The following is a 17,989-nucleotide window of genomic DNA, read 5'->3' on the forward strand; positions in this document are numbered from 1 at the left end:
CTACTGAAAGGTTTTCTCTTGACTGCAGCGATTCGACGTACCGTAACATTTCCTGAAATTTCAATGGAACGTTTAAAGAGCATCTTGGGTGCCTATAATGGGCACCTTAAGCAAATTGAACAGCGTTTAGATGTCAAAATTACTCATCGTGGAGATGTTTTTTACATAGATGGTGAGATAGATGCTGTTGGGAGAGCCGAAGCGCTATTGCAACGACTCTACGAAGAAACAGAGGCGTCCCAACAAATCAGTGCTGACCTGTTACACCTCTTGATTCAATCTTCGCAAACTGAACGAAACTTTGAACTAGTTGGCGAAGAAATGGATGAGCATGATGCGCCCATGGATGTCTATTTCCAGACTCGAAAAGGTCGCATTAATCCACGTGGTGCCAATCAAAAACGCTATGTACAACGTATTTTACAAAGCGATATTTCTTTTGGTGTAGGCCCTGCTGGTACAGGTAAAACTTATTTAGCAGTTGCTGCCGCAGTGGACATGTTAGAACGTAATGAAATCCAGCGCATTTTACTTGTCCGCCCTGCGGTAGAGGCAGGAGAAAAGCTCGGTTTCTTACCTGGTGATTTAACCCAGAAAATCGACCCATATCTACGTCCTCTTTACGATGCCCTCTACGAAATGCTGGGCTTCGAAAAAGTCGCCAAGTTAATCGAACGTCAAGTGATTGAAGTTGCACCACTTGCTTATATGCGTGGTCGTACTCTTAACCATTCATTTGTGATTTTGGATGAAGCTCAAAACACTACACCAGAACAAATGAAAATGTTCTTGACCCGTTTAGGTTTTGGCTCTCGTGCAGTGATTACAGGTGACATTACCCAAGTAGATTTACCTCGAGGCCAACAATCTGGTTTGGCACACGCTCTTCGCGTACTTGAGAACATTAAAGAAATTCATATTACCCGTTTCCATTCCCGCGATGTAGTACGCCATCAACTTGTTCAAAAAATTGTTGAAGCTTATGAGGGGTGGGATGGTGAACAACAGCGTCTTAATGCTGAAGCACGTGCTGAACGTAAAGCACGCCAAGAAGCATTAATTGCTGAAAACGATACAGCAGCAGACTTGCAACATCAGGATGCTTAAGGATTCATTTTGAAAATCAGTTTAAGTTTACAACAAGACTTTCAATCCCCTGAGTTAGAGCTCAAACGAGCTCAACTCAAAAAAATTATTGAGACAACTTTACGCCACGTTGGCTATAAAGAAGATTGCGAAATTGGTATCGCATGTGTTGATTTGGAAGAAAGCCATCAACTTAACTTGCAATATCGAGAGAAAGATAAGCCAACTAACGTTCTGTCTTTTCCAAGTGATATTCCTGAAGAAGTTTTACCAATGCTCGACGCATTACCGTTGGGTGATTTAGTAATTTGTATTCCAGTGGTATTACAAGAGGCTTTGGAACAAAAGAAAACCGCACAAAATCATTTTGCGCATCTTTTAGTTCATGGGGTTCTACATTTACTTGGTTATGACCATGAAACAAGTGATGAGGATGCTGAAGAAATGGAAGGTTTAGAGATCGAAATCTTAGCTAAACTCAATATTGCCAACCCATATCAGGAATAATCAAATTCCCTCATACGATTAAGAACGCAGTCAGCTTCTTATACATTTTAAAAATGTGGATATCCTAAAAGTTATCCACATTTTTTCATTAATGAACTTCAAATTCAGCTTCAGCTGGATCAAAACGCCATGTACGAATAATACGAAGTTCCGAAATATCTTTCATATTTGCATCAAAACGGCCAAACGGCGCTCCACGCCGTACCGATGCCTTTGCTGCTTCATCTAGAACTGGATGACCTGAGCTTTCAAGCAAACGAATTGCACGAATTCCCCCTTGAGCATTCAAAATTACCATAAGGCGAACTTCACCTTTTAACTGTTGCTGTTTCGCTTCTTCTGGATAATAACGGTTGCCATAAAGCTCTACTTTTTCACGAAATTTATCTAGATAAGCTGCTGACGCATCTTTCTTGGCTTGAATACCATCTACTGTTTTTATCTTTTGTTGGCGACTAAAATCTTGCTGACGTTGTAAATACTGAGCTTCAAGACTCGCTACCATGGCAGCTTTTGCCTGAAACTGACTTTGTAATTGTTCAAGTGCTTTTTTTCTTTGGCTCTCCTCTGCTTGTTTCTGCCAACTCAATACAGTCATGAGTACTTTTTCTTCAAATTTAAGTTCTCTTTGTTGCTGCACTTTTTCTAAAGTTTCTAGCTGAGCTTCTCCTGTTGAAGCATCACTTGGCATAGGCGCTGGAGAGTTACTCGACATCCGATGAGCTTCCCGAAAAGCCCCTGAACCTTGTTGATCAGCTTGGGCTAAAAAGTCTGCATGCTTGATCACATCTTCAGTAGGACGAATCGATATTGCAATTTCTTTAGTCGATTGTTCTGACGGCGCAGGCATCGCAAAATGGATGAGCAACACAAAAATATGCAGTAAGATTGCTAATATTATTGCAGCGATAAAGACTCGGTCTTGCCACCAATAATAAAAAGGCTCTATGGATAGACTTCTTTTTTTCAACATAATCTTAAAAGCATATAGATGCCTTTTCCCCACGGTATTACCGAATAAAACATAAACTGATATTCAAATATGGATAAAAGTGTGATTCACTTCAAATATTGATATTTATCCATTTTCATTTTGTCAAAATGTATCAATTAAATTTGTTACACTGCAATATCAAAACCTGTTTTTTATCATAATAAAGATTGTGTGGATTCTTTAGTAAATCATCTTCTGGAAGTTCTTTTATGCAAACGCTATTTTCCTCATTAGTCAAACGTCTTCATAAAGTCTACCGAAAAGCTGAAGCCTTCATTGAGGAAGAAAGAGATTTTACATTATCGCAAACTTTTCTAAATGCGACCTTAGAACGCTACGTGACTAATAATGTCGAGTTTTTAGATGATTTACATGCAGATCTTTATCATGACTGGTTAAGACTCTATGCCACAATGCATGTTAAAGGTTTAGAGACCACTTTGTCGGTCGACTTAAAACTTATCCAGATGGAATTTAATAAAGAACAACAACTTATTGTTTTTGAGCAAATTAGTAACACGCAAATTGTAGAAGCTAAATATAAAAATTTCTGGCAAAAAATTGCTGTAAAAGCGGCTATTTTTTACTATCACAAAATTCTAAAAAAAGATCCATTAGGCATGATTCTGGAGCGATTTGATGTAGCCCAAGAAAAAGATGACCTGATCTTCTTAGACCTTAACCGTTGGTTTGCTAAAAAGGCCAGTATTATTGAAACTTTAGGCAAGGTTCATATCAACTATGCACGAGTACGTGAAGCAGAATTAGTTGTCTTTGGTAATGTTAATCTCGCTGCTTTACTTTTCCGTGATCAAGATGATGACTCTGAGGATGAACTTGGAGACACTGAAATTACGCCAATACAGCAAAAAGATGTATAACAACGGTATGAACTAAAGAAATACACTGTTAAAAAACACAAAGAGATTACATATTTAGCATAAATCCTGATTTTTTCTCCATGATCAACAGGCATAATATGCAAAAGTCATAGATGCATCAGCACTGACCTATCAGTCTGTACAAGGATATTTACTTATGGCAACAAAATTTCTGAAATCATTCAGCATCGCAACTGGTATTTCGACAACTTTGCTTATCGCAGGTTTCTCTAGCCATGCACTTGCCATGAGCCCATTTCAGGCAAATTATCAGTTTACCTACAATAATAAAGGTATGGGTTCAGCGACACGTGCATTGAGTCAACAAGGCAATAATTGGACTTATCAATTCACAGCAAAAGCAGGTGGAATCGCTTCTGCAAGTGAAACAAGTAAATTTAGTTTTGCAAACGGTAAAATTGGTTCACAAAGCTTTAGTCGTACCAGTAAAATTTTGATCCATAACAACACAATGAGTATTAATTTTAATCCTGCTAATAAGACTATTAGCACGAAAAAAGACGATAAAACGCGCTCATTTGCTTGGCAGGCAGGTGTGCTTGATGAGCTAAATGCAGAATTACAGATTCGTGAAGATTTAAAAAATGGTTCACTTAAATCGTCTTACCCTCTAGCCGATGCAAAAGAAGTTGAAAATCGTCGTTTTGTTAAACAAGGCAACGAGAAAATTAAGACCTCTTATGGCACATTCGATACCGTGAAAGTTGTTTTACAACATAAGAAACCTGAGCGCAGCACAATTTTCTGGCTAGCACCGAAATTAGACTACCTTCCAGTCAAGGTAAGTCATATTGATGGCAAAACATCTTATGGTTTGTTATTAACAAGTTATACAGGTAAAACGAATTAAAGCTTGCATTTTTTCGGATGCTTTTTAAAATACGCATTTGCTTTAAAAAGCATCCGTCTAGAGGATTCTCCCGTGCACGCACTAGAACAGAAAATCTTAACAGAAGGTATCGTTCTATCTGATCAAGTGTTGAAAGTCGACGCTTTCTTAAATCACCAAATTGACCCTGTACTCATGCAGCAGATTGGTAAAGAATTTGCCGCTCGCTTTAAAGATGCAGGGATTACCAAGATTATTACCATTGAAGCTTCAGGTATTGCGCCAGCAATCATGGCAGGTTTAGAACTTGGTGTACCTGTGATTTTTGCTCGTAAATATCAATCGCTTACTTTAAAAGACGATTTATACCGCGCTAAAGTGTTTAGTTTCACTAAACAGACAGAAAGTACCATTGCTATTTCAAATAAGCACATCAACTCAAGCGACAAAGCCTTAGTAATTGATGACTTCTTAGCAAATGGTCAAGCTGCGCTTGGTTTGATTGACTTAATTCATCAAGCAAATGCAGAAGTTGTAGGTGTGGGTATTGTGATTGAAAAATCATTCCAACCAGGCCGTGATTTATTACTTGAAAAAGGTTACCGCGTTGAGTCATTAGCGCGTGTTCAATCACTTGCTGATGGCACAGTAACTTTTGTAAAAGAATAAAATGGTTTAAATAAAAAAGAGCGGAAACCCGCTCTTTTTTATTTCCATAAATTTAAGAATGAAGTTTTTTTACGATTTCGCCTAAACGCTTCCCTTGAGCTTCACATAAAATTTTTTCATCTTGGCTTAAACTTTGATCATGTCTTGGACCGCTCACGTGGCTTGCGCCATAGGGAGTCCCACCTGTTTTAGTATTCGACAAAGCCGGAATAGAGTTTGGTAATCCTAAAATCATCATACCGTGATGAAATAAAGGAGGTAACATTGTTAATAACGTACTTTCTTGCCCACCATGCATTGAACCAGAAGAAGTAAAAACGCATGCTGGCTTATTATGTAAAGCACCATTTAACCAAAGGCTTGTAGTCTGATCCCAAAAATATTTCATTTCGCTTGCCATATTACCAAAGCGAGTTGGAGACCCTAGCGCTAAGCCTGCACAATTGGCCAGTTCCTCTAAAGTACAATAAATATCACCTTCTTCAGGAATGCTTGGCTCAGCTTCTGTTACCACTGTTGCAATATTAGGTACTGTGCGAATTTTTACATTCACACCTGCCGATTCAACACCATTCGCAATAAGGTGCGCCATTTCTTTAGTTGAACCATATTTACTGTAATAAAGCACAAGAATGTAAGGTTGCATCGGTTTCACGAATTTTGTTAAAAAGAACACTATACGGTATTTTTTGTTTTTTTGGCGTAGCCAATTTTATGAAATTCTAGAGGTGATTGATTTTTAAGGGCACAGTAACAAATATCGGTAAAAGCTTTTTACTACCTTTTGTTACGATGATACATACAGAACTTTCAGAATACTTTTTTATTCTTTAGGTTAAAGTTTACCCACATCAACGATAGTGTTCTCAACCGAATACACTGGTGAATATCAATCACCCACATCATGATTAAAAAAATCGGGATAGATGACGCATGTTAGAACGTTTTTTGAAGAAGCTTCCTTTTTATAACAAGACCTGGTTTCAATTTATTTTATTCGTAATTAAGCGTTTTGAAGCGGATCGTTGCCGTGAACAAGCCGGCTCCCTCACCTATACGACTCTTTTTGCCGTTGTACCTATGTTAACGGTATTTTTAGTTATTATTTCTTCAATTAAGGCATTGGAACCTGCCAGACAACAGTTACAGCACTTAATCTACAGTAATTTTTTACCTAAAAGTACGATTGCTTTTGATAAAGCTCTTAATGCTTTTACCGAAAAGTCCAGTAATTTAACAGTAATTGGTGTGCTATTCCTCTTTGTCACAACAGTTTTAATGCTTACTTCAATTGAAACCGTTTTTAACCGAATATGGCGAGTAAAAGAAACCCGTAGCGGTATTGTAGGCTTTATGCGTTACTGGACCATTATTTCGCTTGGTCCAATTATTTTAGGTAGTGCATTTGTTATTTCATCAACTGTTGCTTCCATGAATTTATTGAGCAATAACTTCACAGGTTATCAACTTGATGGCGCCTTTTTACTCTGGCTTATTTCTTTTGTTCTCACAATTTTAGGTTTTTTTATTTTATATTGGACTATTCCCAACCGCACAGTTCCCCTATATGCAGCAGCAATTGCTGCATGCTTAAGTGCTGCATTATTTGAGACACTCAAAAATTTATTTAGCTTTGTTATGTCAAATTTCACCAGTTATGAAATCATATATGGTGCGTTTGCAGCAGTACCTATTTTCCTATTATGGGTCTTCTTATCTTGGAATATTGTATTGCTTGGTGTCGAGGTAAGTTTTGCTCTTACCGCTTTTCATTCAGGCAAAGAGCAAAAAAGACATCCGGTTTTAATGCTACTCGACATTTTGGAATTGTTCTATAAAAAGCAAAAACTTGGTGAAAGCGTAAGTGATAAAGAAGCATTAGAAATTTTAGGTCGTGGTGAAGTTGGTCGCTGGCCTGCTTATGTTCTCTTACTAGAAGAGCAAAATCTGGTTAAACGTACCGATAAAGATGAATATGTTTTGGTCCGCAATTTATCTCAAGTCGACTTTTGGAGCTTCTTCACTGCACTGCCTTATCCATTACCTTTACGTCAGGATGTATCAAATGTTCATGATGATGACGAATGGATGGAAAAAATTGGTCCAGCTTTAGTAGAGTCTAATGATTATTTAGCTGCAAAGCTCTCTATTCCACTTTCAACAATTTTTGAAGAGAAATAATACTCAACTAAAGTCAGGGCTTAGCTGCTTTTAGCTTTGCCCTGCTTTAGACTCATGATGACAATTCCTGACAACACTAAAATACTTCCAAAAATAAATTTAATTTCTAGTTTTTCCTCTAATAATAAAATACTAAATAACACACCAAATAACGGGGTTAAAAAAGAAAATACCCCTAATCGTGATGCAAGATAATTTCTTAATAACCAAAACCATAATAGTAAACTTGCAAAAGATACGATTAAAGTTTGAAAGCTTAAGCTTAAGATCGTTAAAGTGGTGAAATGAATTGTTGTTTGATTTGTTAAAAAAGCAATTAATAAGAGTAGAACAAAACAGCCAAATAGTTGATAAAACAATGTTTGAGTTGCCGGCGCTTGAGCTAAAGGAGATAAACGAACAATAATTGTACTGAGTGCCCATGCAAGCCCAGCCATAAGTGCATATAAATCGCCTAACAAAACTTGTGCTAGAGCTGGCGCATTTGTAGCTGTGGTTGTTGGGTAAAATGTAAGAATGATCCCCATAAAAGCCAGAACAATACCACCCCATTGCGCTCGATTCAGACGTTCAGTAGGAAATTTCCAATGGAGCCCTAATGCAACAAAAATTGGAGCGGTATACAGTAAAACTACTGTATGAGAGGTAGAGGTAAACTTTAAGGCTTGGGTGACGAAATAAAATTCTAATGAAAAAAATAAAGCAACAAGAGCGCCAGCTTTGCATTGTCTATAAGAAAATAGATGAATCGAATGATCTCGCCACAATAAAGGTAAAACTAGAACAGCAGATAAGCCGGAACGTAAAGCAATTTGCATAATCGGCGAAATATCTGGTGCTGCTATTTTCAGAACCACCTGTTGCAGCCCTAAGACCATACATAAAAGCACCATTAAAGCCGAAGCTCTAGTATCCAGATTTTTGCGCTCTTCCATTTAGCACCTTTATTTATAGCGAAAAATCTGACTATAGAACTGTCTTATTTAGATGATATAGTGAAAAACAGACAAGACATAAGTAATTTCAGGCAATTTTCAAAGATGAAAAAATCAGCTCAACGTGTGCAGGATTTTCAGGAAATTCCGGCTCATAACGCAATTCCTGATTTGCTTTGGTTCCGTGTTCGTAATGCACCCGCAGAAACAGTTTATCCTCAACATGCGCATGCATGGGGTGAGTTTATTTATGCGTTTAGTGGTGTACTCGAAGTTAATATTGATCAAATTAATTATTTAACCCCGCCACCTTATGGTATTTGGCTTCCTCCTTATACCAAACACAGTGGTATTAACCGCAACGAAGTGACTCATGCAACTTTATATGTTCATGAAAGTCTGTGCCAAAAGTTACCGCAGAAAGCTGGTATATTATTAACTTCCTCACTTGTACCTGCTTTACTCGAACACTTGAGGAAAAACCCACAAGATGAAACCCAAGTCGAATATATACGCCTACTCCAAGTTTTATTAGATCAACTCATACAGGCTGAATTAGTGGGTAGTTATTTACCTACAACAGATCATCCAGCTTTAGCAAAAATTCTAAATGATTTACACCAATGCCCTGCCGATAACAGCACCTTGCAAGAATTAGCTGAACGAATAAATATGACTGAAAGAACGTTGGCACGTTACAGTCAAAAAGAGTTGGGAATGTCTTTACATGAATGGAGGCAACGATTAAAAGTAATGAAAGCAATGACCATGCTTAATCAAGGAAAAACCATAGAAAGTATCGCTTTTGATTTGGGCTATGCCAGCGCATCGGCATTTATTTATATGTTTAAACGTTGGATGGGTTTTACCCCAGACCAGTTCCGAAAGCTCTATCAATAAATTAATTTTGAGTATAATAAAAAACCCTATTATCCGTTTAATAATAGGGTTTAAAGTTTAATAACTTAAATAAAATTATGCTTTAACAAATGTTTCCCAAACAAAATCTTGAGTAGCACCTTTCAAAGTCATTTTTAGCTGATCGCCAGCATTTAATGGCCCTACACCTGCGGGTGTACCCGTCATAATGACATCGCCTGGCTCAAGTGAGAACACCTGATTAATATCTACTAAAAGATAAGCAATATTAAACATGAGCAAAGCGGTATTACCGTCTTGACGTAATTCATCATTAATATGGAAATTAAATCTAGTCTCTTCCCAGTTCGTGATTTCACTCACATCTACCCAGTCTGCAAGCACACACGAACCATCAAAAGCCTTTGCTCTTTCCCAAGGTTGGCCTTTATCTTTTAACTCATTTTGTAAGTCACGTAATGTTAAATCCAATCCTAAAGTCACTGCACCAATGGCCTGCAATACTTTTTGCGGATCAGTTTCTCCTTTCAGTGGCTGATCAATGCGTAAAACAAATTCGCATTCGAAATGACAACTACCCCATGCAGGATTCCATGAAATGCCTTCATCTAAACCAATCAAACTACTTGGTGGTTTGATAAATAACACCGGACGTCCTGGCATTGCATTGTTCAGTTCTTTTACATGATCAGCATAACTTCTGCCCACACAAACGATTTTTGAAGGACGTGTTTTCATGAAGCTTCCTTTATTGTTGCGGCTAATAATTCCAATAACTTATTTCTTAAATGTATTTTCAAATATAGTTTGATCTGAAGCCTGAGCAAATGCACGTTTCGGTACAATGATGACCGTTTTATTTTTAAGCTCAAGCATATAAGTCAGCTTGCCTTTAGCAAAAGTCTGCACTTCACTATACTGTACAGCTTGTTTACGCCCAGCAGCATAGAGCTCAAAATAATCTTGATATAAATCGATTCCTTGCTCGCTCTTACCAAATTGATAACGTACAAATTGACGTTTAAACATCATAGGTAAAAGCCAGTAGCGCATTAGACCTTGCATAACCAAGAAGAAAACGCCTAAAGCAACATAGTAGCGGCCAACACCTGAAAAGCCTAAATATAAGCCCCAAATAATAATTGCAATACTAATAACAGGTGTCAAAAACCGTGTGAATTGCTTCTTTCCGAATGTCACCAAGCCAAATCCGTCTTGAGACTCTTCTAAATTTAAATAATAACGTAAAGATAAAGCGCTTTTTTGCTCGGTCATCACAATGTATCAATATTGAATAAATCGAAACTATTAGAGCATATTCATCTACGCTTTAAAATGAATCAAAAGTGATTTTTTATTTTTGCTTTAACTGTAAAGCTTTTATTAGTACAAGCTACTTATGCGTTTCATATATAGAACGTAGATTCATATTTATAAGGCTTATTTCATATTTTTAAATTTATAGAATGCTTCTATTGTCTCTTTTCGTGGAATTCGTCATGTCTTTCTTTGCAAAACTATTTGGCTTCAAACAAAAAACAACAGCTCAAGAAGATGTGGCTTTGAAAGCTGCTCAAGAGCTAGAACCTTCAAATGAAACCTCTTTTATAGAACTCATTAAAAACCGCCGCTCTATTTATGCAATTGGCAATAACTTAAGCCAATCAAATGATGAGATTGAAAAGTTAATTCAAGAAGCAATAAGACACAGCCCTTCAGCTTTTAACTCTCAATCATCTCGCGCTGTGATCTTATTTGGACAATCACATCATAAATTCTGGAATACAGTTCTAGAAGTTTTAAAAACCATTATCCCAGCTGAAGCGGTATCTGGAACAGAACAAAAAATTCAAAGCTTTGCAGCAGGCGCAGGTACAGTTCTGTTTTATGAAGACCAGAGCGTTATTAAAAGCTTACAAGAGCAATTTGAACTTTATGCCGATAATTTTCCGATCTGGTCAGAACATTCATCAGCCATTGCTCAATTTGCAGTTTGGAATGTATTAGCTGAACAAAATATTGGTGCTTCATTGCAACACTACAATCCAATTATTGATGAGAAAATTAATACCTCATTTAATATTCCAGCAGAATGGAAACTAAGAGCTCAGCTAGTTTTTGGTTCTATTGAAGGCGCAGCAGGCGAAAAAGCTTTTATTGATGATGAAAGCCGCTTCAAAACATTCGGCTAATAAATAGCTTCGAATTTAGATTTTCTAAAGCTGGTTATCACAAGTACCAGCTTTCTTTATTAAAAAATTATAAAAAACAGGCACAAAAAAACCGCTATATATAGCGGTTAATTCTTCAAGTGGTGCGCTCAGAGAGATTCGAACTCCCGACCCCTTAGTTCGTAGCCAAGTGCTCTATCCAGCTGAGCTATGAGCGCGTACTTGATGGAGGGCATTATACGCAGTTTTTTCATTTTAGAAAGACATTTTTCATCTTTTTGTCATCAAGCGTCTAGTTCTTAGCCATAATGAAATATTTAAGTAGATTAGCTTCAAAAAAGTCGAGATGATTGCCTATAAAATGTATTTGAAATATTTTTTTTCAATTAAAGTTCTCTATTTCTCGTATCTAATTTGGGCATTTTGGCCAAATTGGCAAAAACAAAAGTCTAGTTTTTTAGTCAGGATTATATAAATAAAATATTTCTACTTATGCAAAAGTCTTTTTATAAATAAAATTAGTTAGCTTTAATATTCATAAAAAATAATAAAAAAATAAAGAAAAAATGTATTCATCTATAAAGAATATATTATAAAAAAAATTATTATTTTTATGTCTAAATCTAAAGAATAACTAATTGTCAAAATATTATAAGTATCAATTTATTTGAGTAGAAATATGCATTGACACTTTTTGAGATCTACACAATACTAATTTTTAATTATTGCGATACATATCTCAATAATTGCGTAACGCAATATATAAATACTTACTTAAAAATACATAAATACACAGGAAATAGACCACCATGTTCTTACTGAAAAATCTCGTCTCTTCAATATCAAAAGTTACTCAGGACCTGGGTAATATTGTATCGATAACCCCTGTAGTAAACACAGGTTCCTCTGTTAATGTAAATGTTTCTGATATCAACATTGCTAATGTTTCAACAACAGGCTTACTTTCTAATGTGATTTCAACTGTAACCGATACAGTTTCACATACAACCACAGACTTAGTTTCTAATGTAGTTGGTACCGTAACAGGTACTGTAGGGTCTACAAACCCAATTGATACTGTAACCAATATTATTGGCGGCGTAACGGGTGGCGTTACAGGCAACCCTCTTGAAGTTGTTACTGACATTATCGGCGGAGTAACGGGTGGTGTTGTGGGCGGAACTTCTCCAATCTCTCCAGTAATCGATGTTGTTCAAGGCGGCATTGATATTCTTCAAGGCGTTGAAAGCTTAAAAACTGAAATTATTAATACAGGCATTGAAACTGTAGCTGATGCAGTTATTGGTGTATTACCTCAAGCTGAGCATCCAGTTTCTGAAATTGCAGACCTTGGCACATTAACTTTTGAAACTTCTCGTGACACAGTCAATGGTGCTCTTGAAGTTGTTTCTGATTTAGTCGGTGGTGATATTCAAGGTGCGACTGAATCAGCGAACGGTATTCTCGATACGCTTATTACAAATGGTACAACTGCTACAGGTATTGTCACTGGTGTGGTTGGAAGTGTTACTGATGTTATTGGTGGCGTAACTGGTGGTGTTGATGGCAACCCACTTGAAGTGATTACAGATATTATTGGCGGTGTAACTGGTGGTGTTGGTGGTGATAACCCTCTTGGCGTAGTAACTGATATTATCGGCGGCGTAACCGGTGGCATTATTGGTGGCGGTACATCTCCTATTTCTCCAGTTATTGATGTTGTTCAAGGCGGTATCGATATTCTTCAAGGCGTTGAAAGCCTAAAAACTGAAATTATTAACACTGGTATTGATACAGTAGCCGACACTATTATTGGTATATTACCTCAAGCTGAGCATCCAGTTTCTGAAATTGCAGACCTTGGCACATTAACTTTTGAAACGTCTCGTGACACGGTCAATGGTGCTCTTGAAGTTGTTTCTGATTTAGTCGGTGGCGATATTCAAGGTGCTACTGAAAATGCAACTGGTATTCTAGGAACACTTATTCAGAATGGTTCAACAGCGACTGGTATTGTGACTGATATCCTTGGTGGCGTGACAGGTACTATCGGCGGCGTAACTGGCGGTATCGGCGGTGACAATCCTCTTGGCGTAGTAACTGACATTATCGGTGGTGTTACTGGCGGTATTGGCGGTGACAATCCGCTCGGTGTAGTAACTGACATCATCGGTGGTGTTACTGGCGGTATCGGCGGTGACAACCCTCTTGGCGTAGTAACTGATATTATCGGTGGTGTTACTGGTGGCATTATTGGTGGTGGAACATCTCCTATTTCTCCAGTAATCGATGTTGTTCAAGGCGGCATCGATATTCTTCAAGGCGTTGAAAGCCTAAAAACCGAAATTATTAACACTGGTATTGATACAGTTGCGGATACAATTATCGGTATCCTTCCACAAGCAGAACATCCAGTTTCTGAAATTGCAGACCTTGGCACATTAACTTTTGAAACGTCTCGTGACACGGTCAATGGTGCTCTTGAAATTGTGTGTGATTTAGTCGGTGGTGATATTCAAGGCGCTACTGAATCGGCTACCGGTATTCTCGATACGCTTATTACAAATGGTACAACTGCAACTGGTTTAGTAACTGAAATCATTGGCGGAGTAACAGGAACTATTGGTGGCGTAACTGGCGGAGATAGCCCACTAGGATTAGTAACTGATTTACTTGGTGGTTTAACTGGTAGCGTAGGCGGCGACAGTCCGCTTGGTGTAGTCACTGACCTTCTCGGCGGTTTAACTGGTAGCGTAGGTGGCGATAGTCCGCTTGGCGTAGTCACTGATCTGCTCGGCGGTTTAACTGGTGGTGTTACTGGCGGTACAGACAACCCTATCGGTATCGTAACGGATATCGTTGGAAGCTTAACGGGTGGGGTTACTGGTGAAGGCAGTTTAGATGTTATTTCTAATTTGCTAGGCGGATTAACTGGTGGTAGCTTACTCGGTGGTGTAACTTCTACAGTATCTAGCGTAACAAATACAACGCATACGATCGTACCGACATCATTACTTACTGATAACTTCCTAGAAAACTCATTCAATACTGTTTAATAATTACAAAGAAAGCCACTTTATATAAGTGGCTTTCTTTTTTAATATATTTTTAAATATTAATTAATCTCTTGCCATTTATAATATTTTCTATGAGCTAACTCCAACATTGCATAATCATTAGGTGTATCACCATAAGCATAGATTATAGAATATTGAGTTAAGTCATATTTATTTTTTATTCTATTTACTTTTTCTAAATAACCACAATCACCATCAATAAAACAACCTGTCAAAATACCATTATCTATTTCAAGTTGATTACAGATAACATCCAGATCTAAAGATTTACACCAACTTTCCAAGTAAACACTTAATGAAGCAGATACAACAACAACCTGATCTCCCTGTTGTTTATGCCAGAGAATGCGTTCTAAAGCATTTTCACGAATACAGGAAGGAATTACTTTTTTAGCAAACTCTTGTCCTTTGTATATCAAAGAAGCTGCATCATAGCCGATATATCCCACTTGGCAGAGCTTAGTACGGATCGTTTTATCCGTTACCCACCCAAGCTTATAACCCGCTATATAAGGTGCAAGACGGATGCCACCTAATATTTGAGTTTTTTTACTCAAAGAAAATTTAAGGAATAAACTGAAGGTATCATTATGGGTGATCGTGCCATCAAAATCGAATAAAGCCAGATTCATTTATCGTTATCTCTAATATAATTAAAAAGTTATAAAATTTAGATTTTTAAAAATTAATAAACAGCAGATACAAAAAAACCGCTATAAAAGCGGTTAATTCTTCAAGTTGGTGCGCTCAGAGAGATTCGAACTCCCGACCCCTTAGTTCGTAGCCAAGTGCTCTATCCAGCTGAGCTATGAGCGCGTAACTTGTGTGCTTTTCAGCGATTCGTTCGATTTTACTTGGTGCGCTCAGAGAGATTCGAACTCCCGACCCCTTAGTTCGTAGCCAAGTGCTCTATCCAGCTGAGCTATGAGCGCATTAAGTAAATGGCGGTGAGAGAGGGATTCGAACCCTCGATACCAGTAATAGGTATGCTTCCTTAGCAGGGAAGTGATTTCAGCCACTCATCCACCTCACCGGAACGAGCCGCCATAATACAAACTAAAACTACATTGTTCAAGTCATGATACTGAAATTTTCTTGTTTTTTCGTTCAATTAAATATTTTTTAAACAATTTTCGTATTCTTTTCGCCTTTTTCAATCAAACGCTTGTTAAGATAGATATTATTTTTTTATTTCAACACAGTAGTGCATAACACATTATTGCAAACCTGAACGTGCAGTTCTGGTCTGCATGTCTTATGCTAAACCTATCTGCCAAGCATGAAACCAAACGACATGACAAAAAACTGGGTTGACCCCGAAGCAAAAGCCGAAGCTGAACGTTATGACAATCCTATTCCAAGCCGTACTCTTATTTTAGATACGTTGGAACAATTGCAAACACCGCAATCTCATGCAGAACTTGTTGACCATTTTCATATTCAAGATCAGAAAAGTATTGAAGCCTTAAGTCATCGCTTAAGTGCTATGGTTCGTGATGGCCAACTTATGAAGGATGGTTTTAAGTTTCAGTTGGTGGCAGACCAACCTACCTATGAAGCAACTGTCTATATTAATAGTAAAGGTTTGGGTACAGCACATATTGATGGTCAAGATGATTTGTTATTACCTGAGCGTGAGTTACGTTTAGTCTTTAATGGTGATCGGGTCCGTGTTCGGCAGACATCGGTAGATCGCAAAGGTAAACCGTGGGGTTTCATTACCGAAGTTATACAGCATCGTGTAAAACAGTTAATTGGTAAATTGTCGGTACATGACGGCGAATATTTTATTCAGCCCAACAATCCAAATCAGCATCAACCTATCCCACTAGAAAAAGAATTGGTTGAACATGCTAAAGCAAATGTCGGCGATATGCTTCGTGTTGCTATAGACACTTACCCAACCCGGGAAGAATTTGCAACGGCACATATTATTCAGTCTATGGCAGATAAAGCCGATACTGAAATTATTATCCCGCAGACCATTTTAGAGTTTGGTTTGCCTTACGAATTTCCAGATGAAGTTATAAAAGAAGCTGAAAGTTTCAAAGAACCTGCTGAAAAAGATCGCGAAGGTCGAGTTGATTTAAGAGACTTGGCACTTGTCACAATCGATGGTGAAGATGCGCGAGATTTCGATGATGCAGTATATGCGGAAAAACGTCCTGGTGGTGGTTACCGAGTTGTCGTTGCAATTGCCGATGTGAGCCATTATGTACGTTTAGATTCGGCATTAAATGAAGAAGCTGAAGAGCGCGGCACTTCGGTTTATTTCCCACATTTTGTTTTACCAATGCTACCAGAAGCATTATCAAATGGATTGTGCTCACTTAACCCACACGTAGATCGTCTATGCATGGTCTGTGACCTAAAACTTTCTCGTACGGGTCGTGTTACAGGTTATGAATTTTATCCGGCAGTCATGCATTCAAAAGCACGTTTGACCTATACACAAGTAGGACAATATTTTGAAGGTGCAACTGATGCAATTCCAAAAGATCGTGATATTCATAAATCGCTAAATACACTTTTCCAGCTTTACCAGATTTTGAAAAACTTACGTGTTGATCGTCATGCAATGGAGTTTGAAACCATTGAAACTTATATGACCTTTGACGAGTTAGGTGGAATTAAAGAAATTTTACCTCGTACACGTAACGATGCTCATAAGCTTATTGAAGAGTGTATGTTGCTTGCCAATGTAGCAGCAGCAGAATATGCCTTAGAACATGATATTCCGATGTTGTATCGTGTACATGAAGCACCTGAATTCTCACGTATTCAAAAAGTAAAAGATTTTGTAAAACTATTGGGTTTACCTTTCCCTGACCAACCAACTCAGGCAGATTATCAAAAAGTTATTGAGGCAACTAAAGACCGTATTGATGCGCCAAGCATTCACGCCGTGTTATTACGCTCAATGATGCAAGCTTACTATGGTGCCAAAAATGCAGGTCACTATGGTCTAGCTTATGAAGCTTATACACATTTCACTTCACCAATTCGCCGCTACCCGGACTTATTGTTACATCGTGCAATTAAAGCTCATCTAAAACAAAAGCCTTACCCACTTTCCGGTGCAGCTTTAGATGATGCAGGTGAACATTTCTCTCAAACAGAACGCCGTGCCGATGAAGCATCCCGCAGCGTAACAACTTGGTTGAAATGTCACTATATGCAACAACATTTAGGTGATGAGTTCATTGGTATTGTGAGTGCGGTAACTGAATTTGGCCTATTTGTTACTCTTAAAGATCTTTATGTTGATGGCATGATTCACATTAGCCAACTTGGCGATGATTTCTTTATTTACGATCAAGCCAGTCAAAACCTCATTGGACAAAATCGTGGTCAAGTCTTCGGTTTAGGCGACGAAGTTAAAATTCAAGTTGCTGGTGTAAATCTAGAAGAGCGTAAAATCGATTTCCAACTCATTAAACAAATTACTCATGCTGGACGTGTAGTTCGTAGTCGTGCTCCACGCACAACCAAAACTAGCACACAAGCAACAGAAGAAGTTTTTGGTAAACCGTCTGTATCAACTGATGGTGAAAAACCTGTCCGTAAAAAGAAGGAAAAAGGCAAACCAAGCTCATATAGTAAAAAGTCTGGTAAGAAAACCTCTACAAAAGCAGAGGCTAAACCAGAAAAAGTAAAGAAAAAAGCGAAACCTAAAAAGAAAAAGTCAAACGCCAAGTCTAAGGCTGACTAATTCATAGGTATTTGCATTAATTATGATTAAGCTCCCAAAATGGGGGC

16 protein-coding genes and 4 tRNA genes are annotated in these 17,989 nt (G+C 37.8%); 10 read left to right on the plus strand and 10 right to left on the minus strand.

Features of this window, described 5'->3' with window-relative positions; translation table 11 throughout:
* The first annotated feature begins 18 nt into the window (after positions 1-18).
* Together EGS71_RS10235 and ybeY are read left to right on the plus strand one after the other, a co-directional pair.
* Positions 19-1,107: a PhoH family protein gene (locus EGS71_RS10235; protein ID WP_000122983.1), complete on the plus strand. Its 1,089-nt coding sequence runs from the start codon at positions 19-21 to the stop codon at positions 1,105-1,107.
* A gap of 9 nt (positions 1,108-1,116) precedes the next feature.
* The gene (gene ybeY / locus EGS71_RS10240; protein WP_000703571.1) at positions 1,117-1,593 is read left to right on the plus strand and encodes an rRNA maturation RNase YbeY; all 477 of its coding nucleotides are present in this window, start codon (positions 1,117-1,119) and stop codon (positions 1,591-1,593) included.
* Positions 1,594-1,681: 88 nt separating this feature from the next.
* Here the strand turns inward: ybeY and EGS71_RS10245 are convergent, their stop codons facing one another.
* The gene (locus tag EGS71_RS10245; protein ID WP_000914774.1) at positions 1,682-2,566 is read right to left on the minus strand and encodes an energy transducer TonB; all 885 of its coding nucleotides are present in this window, start codon (positions 2,564-2,566) and stop codon (positions 1,682-1,684) included.
* A gap of 230 nt (positions 2,567-2,796) precedes the next feature.
* Here EGS71_RS10245 and EGS71_RS10250 point away from each other — a divergent pair, with 230 nt between their 5' ends.
* The 3 genes from EGS71_RS10250 (at position 2,797) to EGS71_RS10260 (ending at position 4,987) form a co-directional block, all read left to right on the plus strand.
* Entirely contained in the window at positions 2,797-3,468 is a 672-nt protein-coding gene (locus EGS71_RS10250; protein WP_001193958.1) for a hypothetical protein, read from the plus strand.
* Positions 3,469-3,625: 157 nt separating this feature from the next.
* A complete protein-coding gene (locus EGS71_RS10255) occupies positions 3,626-4,339 on the plus strand; it encodes a DUF3108 domain-containing protein (RefSeq protein WP_000201543.1) in 714 nt (237 codons plus the stop codon).
* 72 nt (positions 4,340-4,411) lie between these two features.
* The gene (locus EGS71_RS10260) at positions 4,412-4,987 is read left to right on the plus strand and encodes a xanthine phosphoribosyltransferase (RefSeq protein WP_000543071.1); all 576 of its coding nucleotides are present in this window, start codon (positions 4,412-4,414) and stop codon (positions 4,985-4,987) included.
* A 52-nt stretch (positions 4,988-5,039) separates the two neighbouring features.
* Here EGS71_RS10260 and wrbA read toward each other — a convergent pair whose 3' ends face one another.
* Entirely contained in the window at positions 5,040-5,633 is a 594-nt protein-coding gene (gene wrbA / locus EGS71_RS10265; RefSeq protein WP_001183355.1) for an NAD(P)H:quinone oxidoreductase, read from the minus strand.
* A gap of 287 nt (positions 5,634-5,920) precedes the next feature.
* Between wrbA and EGS71_RS10270 the strand changes: the two genes are divergently transcribed.
* Complete coding sequence (locus EGS71_RS10270) at positions 5,921-7,168, plus strand: YihY family inner membrane protein (protein WP_000893466.1); 1,248 nt, start codon at positions 5,921-5,923, stop codon at positions 7,166-7,168.
* Between the two features lie 20 nt (positions 7,169-7,188).
* On the opposite strand, the gene EGS71_RS10275 is transcribed toward EGS71_RS10270, so the two are convergent.
* Entirely contained in the window at positions 7,189-8,103 is a 915-nt protein-coding gene (locus EGS71_RS10275; protein ID WP_000392680.1) for a DMT family transporter, read from the minus strand.
* A gap of 105 nt (positions 8,104-8,208) precedes the next feature.
* Between EGS71_RS10275 and EGS71_RS10280 the strand changes: the two genes are divergently transcribed.
* Positions 8,209-9,003 carry a helix-turn-helix domain-containing protein gene (locus EGS71_RS10280; RefSeq protein WP_000747866.1) on the plus strand — a complete coding sequence of 265 codons (795 nt, stop codon included), beginning with the start codon at positions 8,209-8,211 and terminating at the stop codon, positions 9,001-9,003.
* Positions 9,004-9,078: 75 nt separating this feature from the next.
* On the opposite strand, the gene EGS71_RS10285 is transcribed toward EGS71_RS10280, so the two are convergent.
* Positions 9,079-9,720: a fumarylacetoacetate hydrolase family protein gene (locus EGS71_RS10285; RefSeq protein ID WP_000857682.1), complete on the minus strand. Its 642-nt coding sequence runs from the start codon at positions 9,718-9,720 to the stop codon at positions 9,079-9,081.
* A gap of 39 nt (positions 9,721-9,759) precedes the next feature.
* A complete protein-coding gene (locus tag EGS71_RS10290) occupies positions 9,760-10,257 on the minus strand; it encodes a YcxB family protein (protein WP_000139385.1) in 498 nt (165 codons plus the stop codon).
* 224 nt (positions 10,258-10,481) lie between these two features.
* On the opposite strand from EGS71_RS10290, the gene EGS71_RS10295 reads away from it, so the two are divergent.
* On the plus strand, positions 10,482-11,174 hold the full coding sequence (locus tag EGS71_RS10295; RefSeq protein WP_000007412.1) for a nitroreductase family protein: 693 nt from the start codon (positions 10,482-10,484) through the stop codon (positions 11,172-11,174).
* A 120-nt stretch (positions 11,175-11,294) separates the two neighbouring features.
* Here EGS71_RS10295 and EGS71_RS10300 read toward each other — a convergent pair.
* Positions 11,295-11,371: transfer RNA gene (locus EGS71_RS10300), tRNA-Arg, on the minus strand.
* Positions 11,372-11,962: 591 nt separating this feature from the next.
* Between EGS71_RS10300 and EGS71_RS10305 the strand changes: the two genes are divergently transcribed.
* Positions 11,963-14,209, plus strand: coding sequence for a hypothetical protein (locus tag EGS71_RS10305; protein WP_000479314.1), 2,247 nt, complete (start codon positions 11,963-11,965; stop codon positions 14,207-14,209).
* 59 nt (positions 14,210-14,268) lie between these two features.
* On the opposite strand, the gene EGS71_RS10310 is transcribed toward EGS71_RS10305, so the two are convergent.
* The 4 genes from EGS71_RS10310 to EGS71_RS10325 all read right to left on the minus strand — a co-directional run bounded on the left by EGS71_RS10310 (position 14,269) and on the right by EGS71_RS10325 (position 15,263).
* Positions 14,269-14,862 (minus strand): HAD-IB family hydrolase, encoded by a 594-nt coding sequence (locus EGS71_RS10310; RefSeq protein WP_001046674.1) that lies wholly within the window; start codon positions 14,860-14,862, stop codon positions 14,269-14,271.
* A gap of 107 nt (positions 14,863-14,969) precedes the next feature.
* Positions 14,970-15,046: transfer RNA gene (locus EGS71_RS10315), tRNA-Arg, on the minus strand.
* 39 nt (positions 15,047-15,085) lie between these two features.
* A tRNA-Arg gene (locus EGS71_RS10320) sits at positions 15,086-15,162 on the minus strand.
* A 10-nt stretch (positions 15,163-15,172) separates the two neighbouring features.
* Positions 15,173-15,263, minus strand: a tRNA-Ser gene (locus EGS71_RS10325).
* Between the two features lie 261 nt (positions 15,264-15,524).
* Between EGS71_RS10325 and rnr the strand changes: the two genes are divergently transcribed.
* Complete coding sequence (gene rnr / locus EGS71_RS10330; RefSeq protein ID WP_000165344.1) at positions 15,525-17,942, plus strand: ribonuclease R; 2,418 nt, start codon at positions 15,525-15,527, stop codon at positions 17,940-17,942.
* The last annotated feature ends 47 nt before the right edge of the window (positions 17,943-17,989 follow it).

The organism is Acinetobacter sp. FDAARGOS_559, assembly GCF_003940475.1.
Classification (GTDB): Bacteria; Pseudomonadota; Gammaproteobacteria; order Pseudomonadales; family Moraxellaceae; genus Acinetobacter; species Acinetobacter baumannii.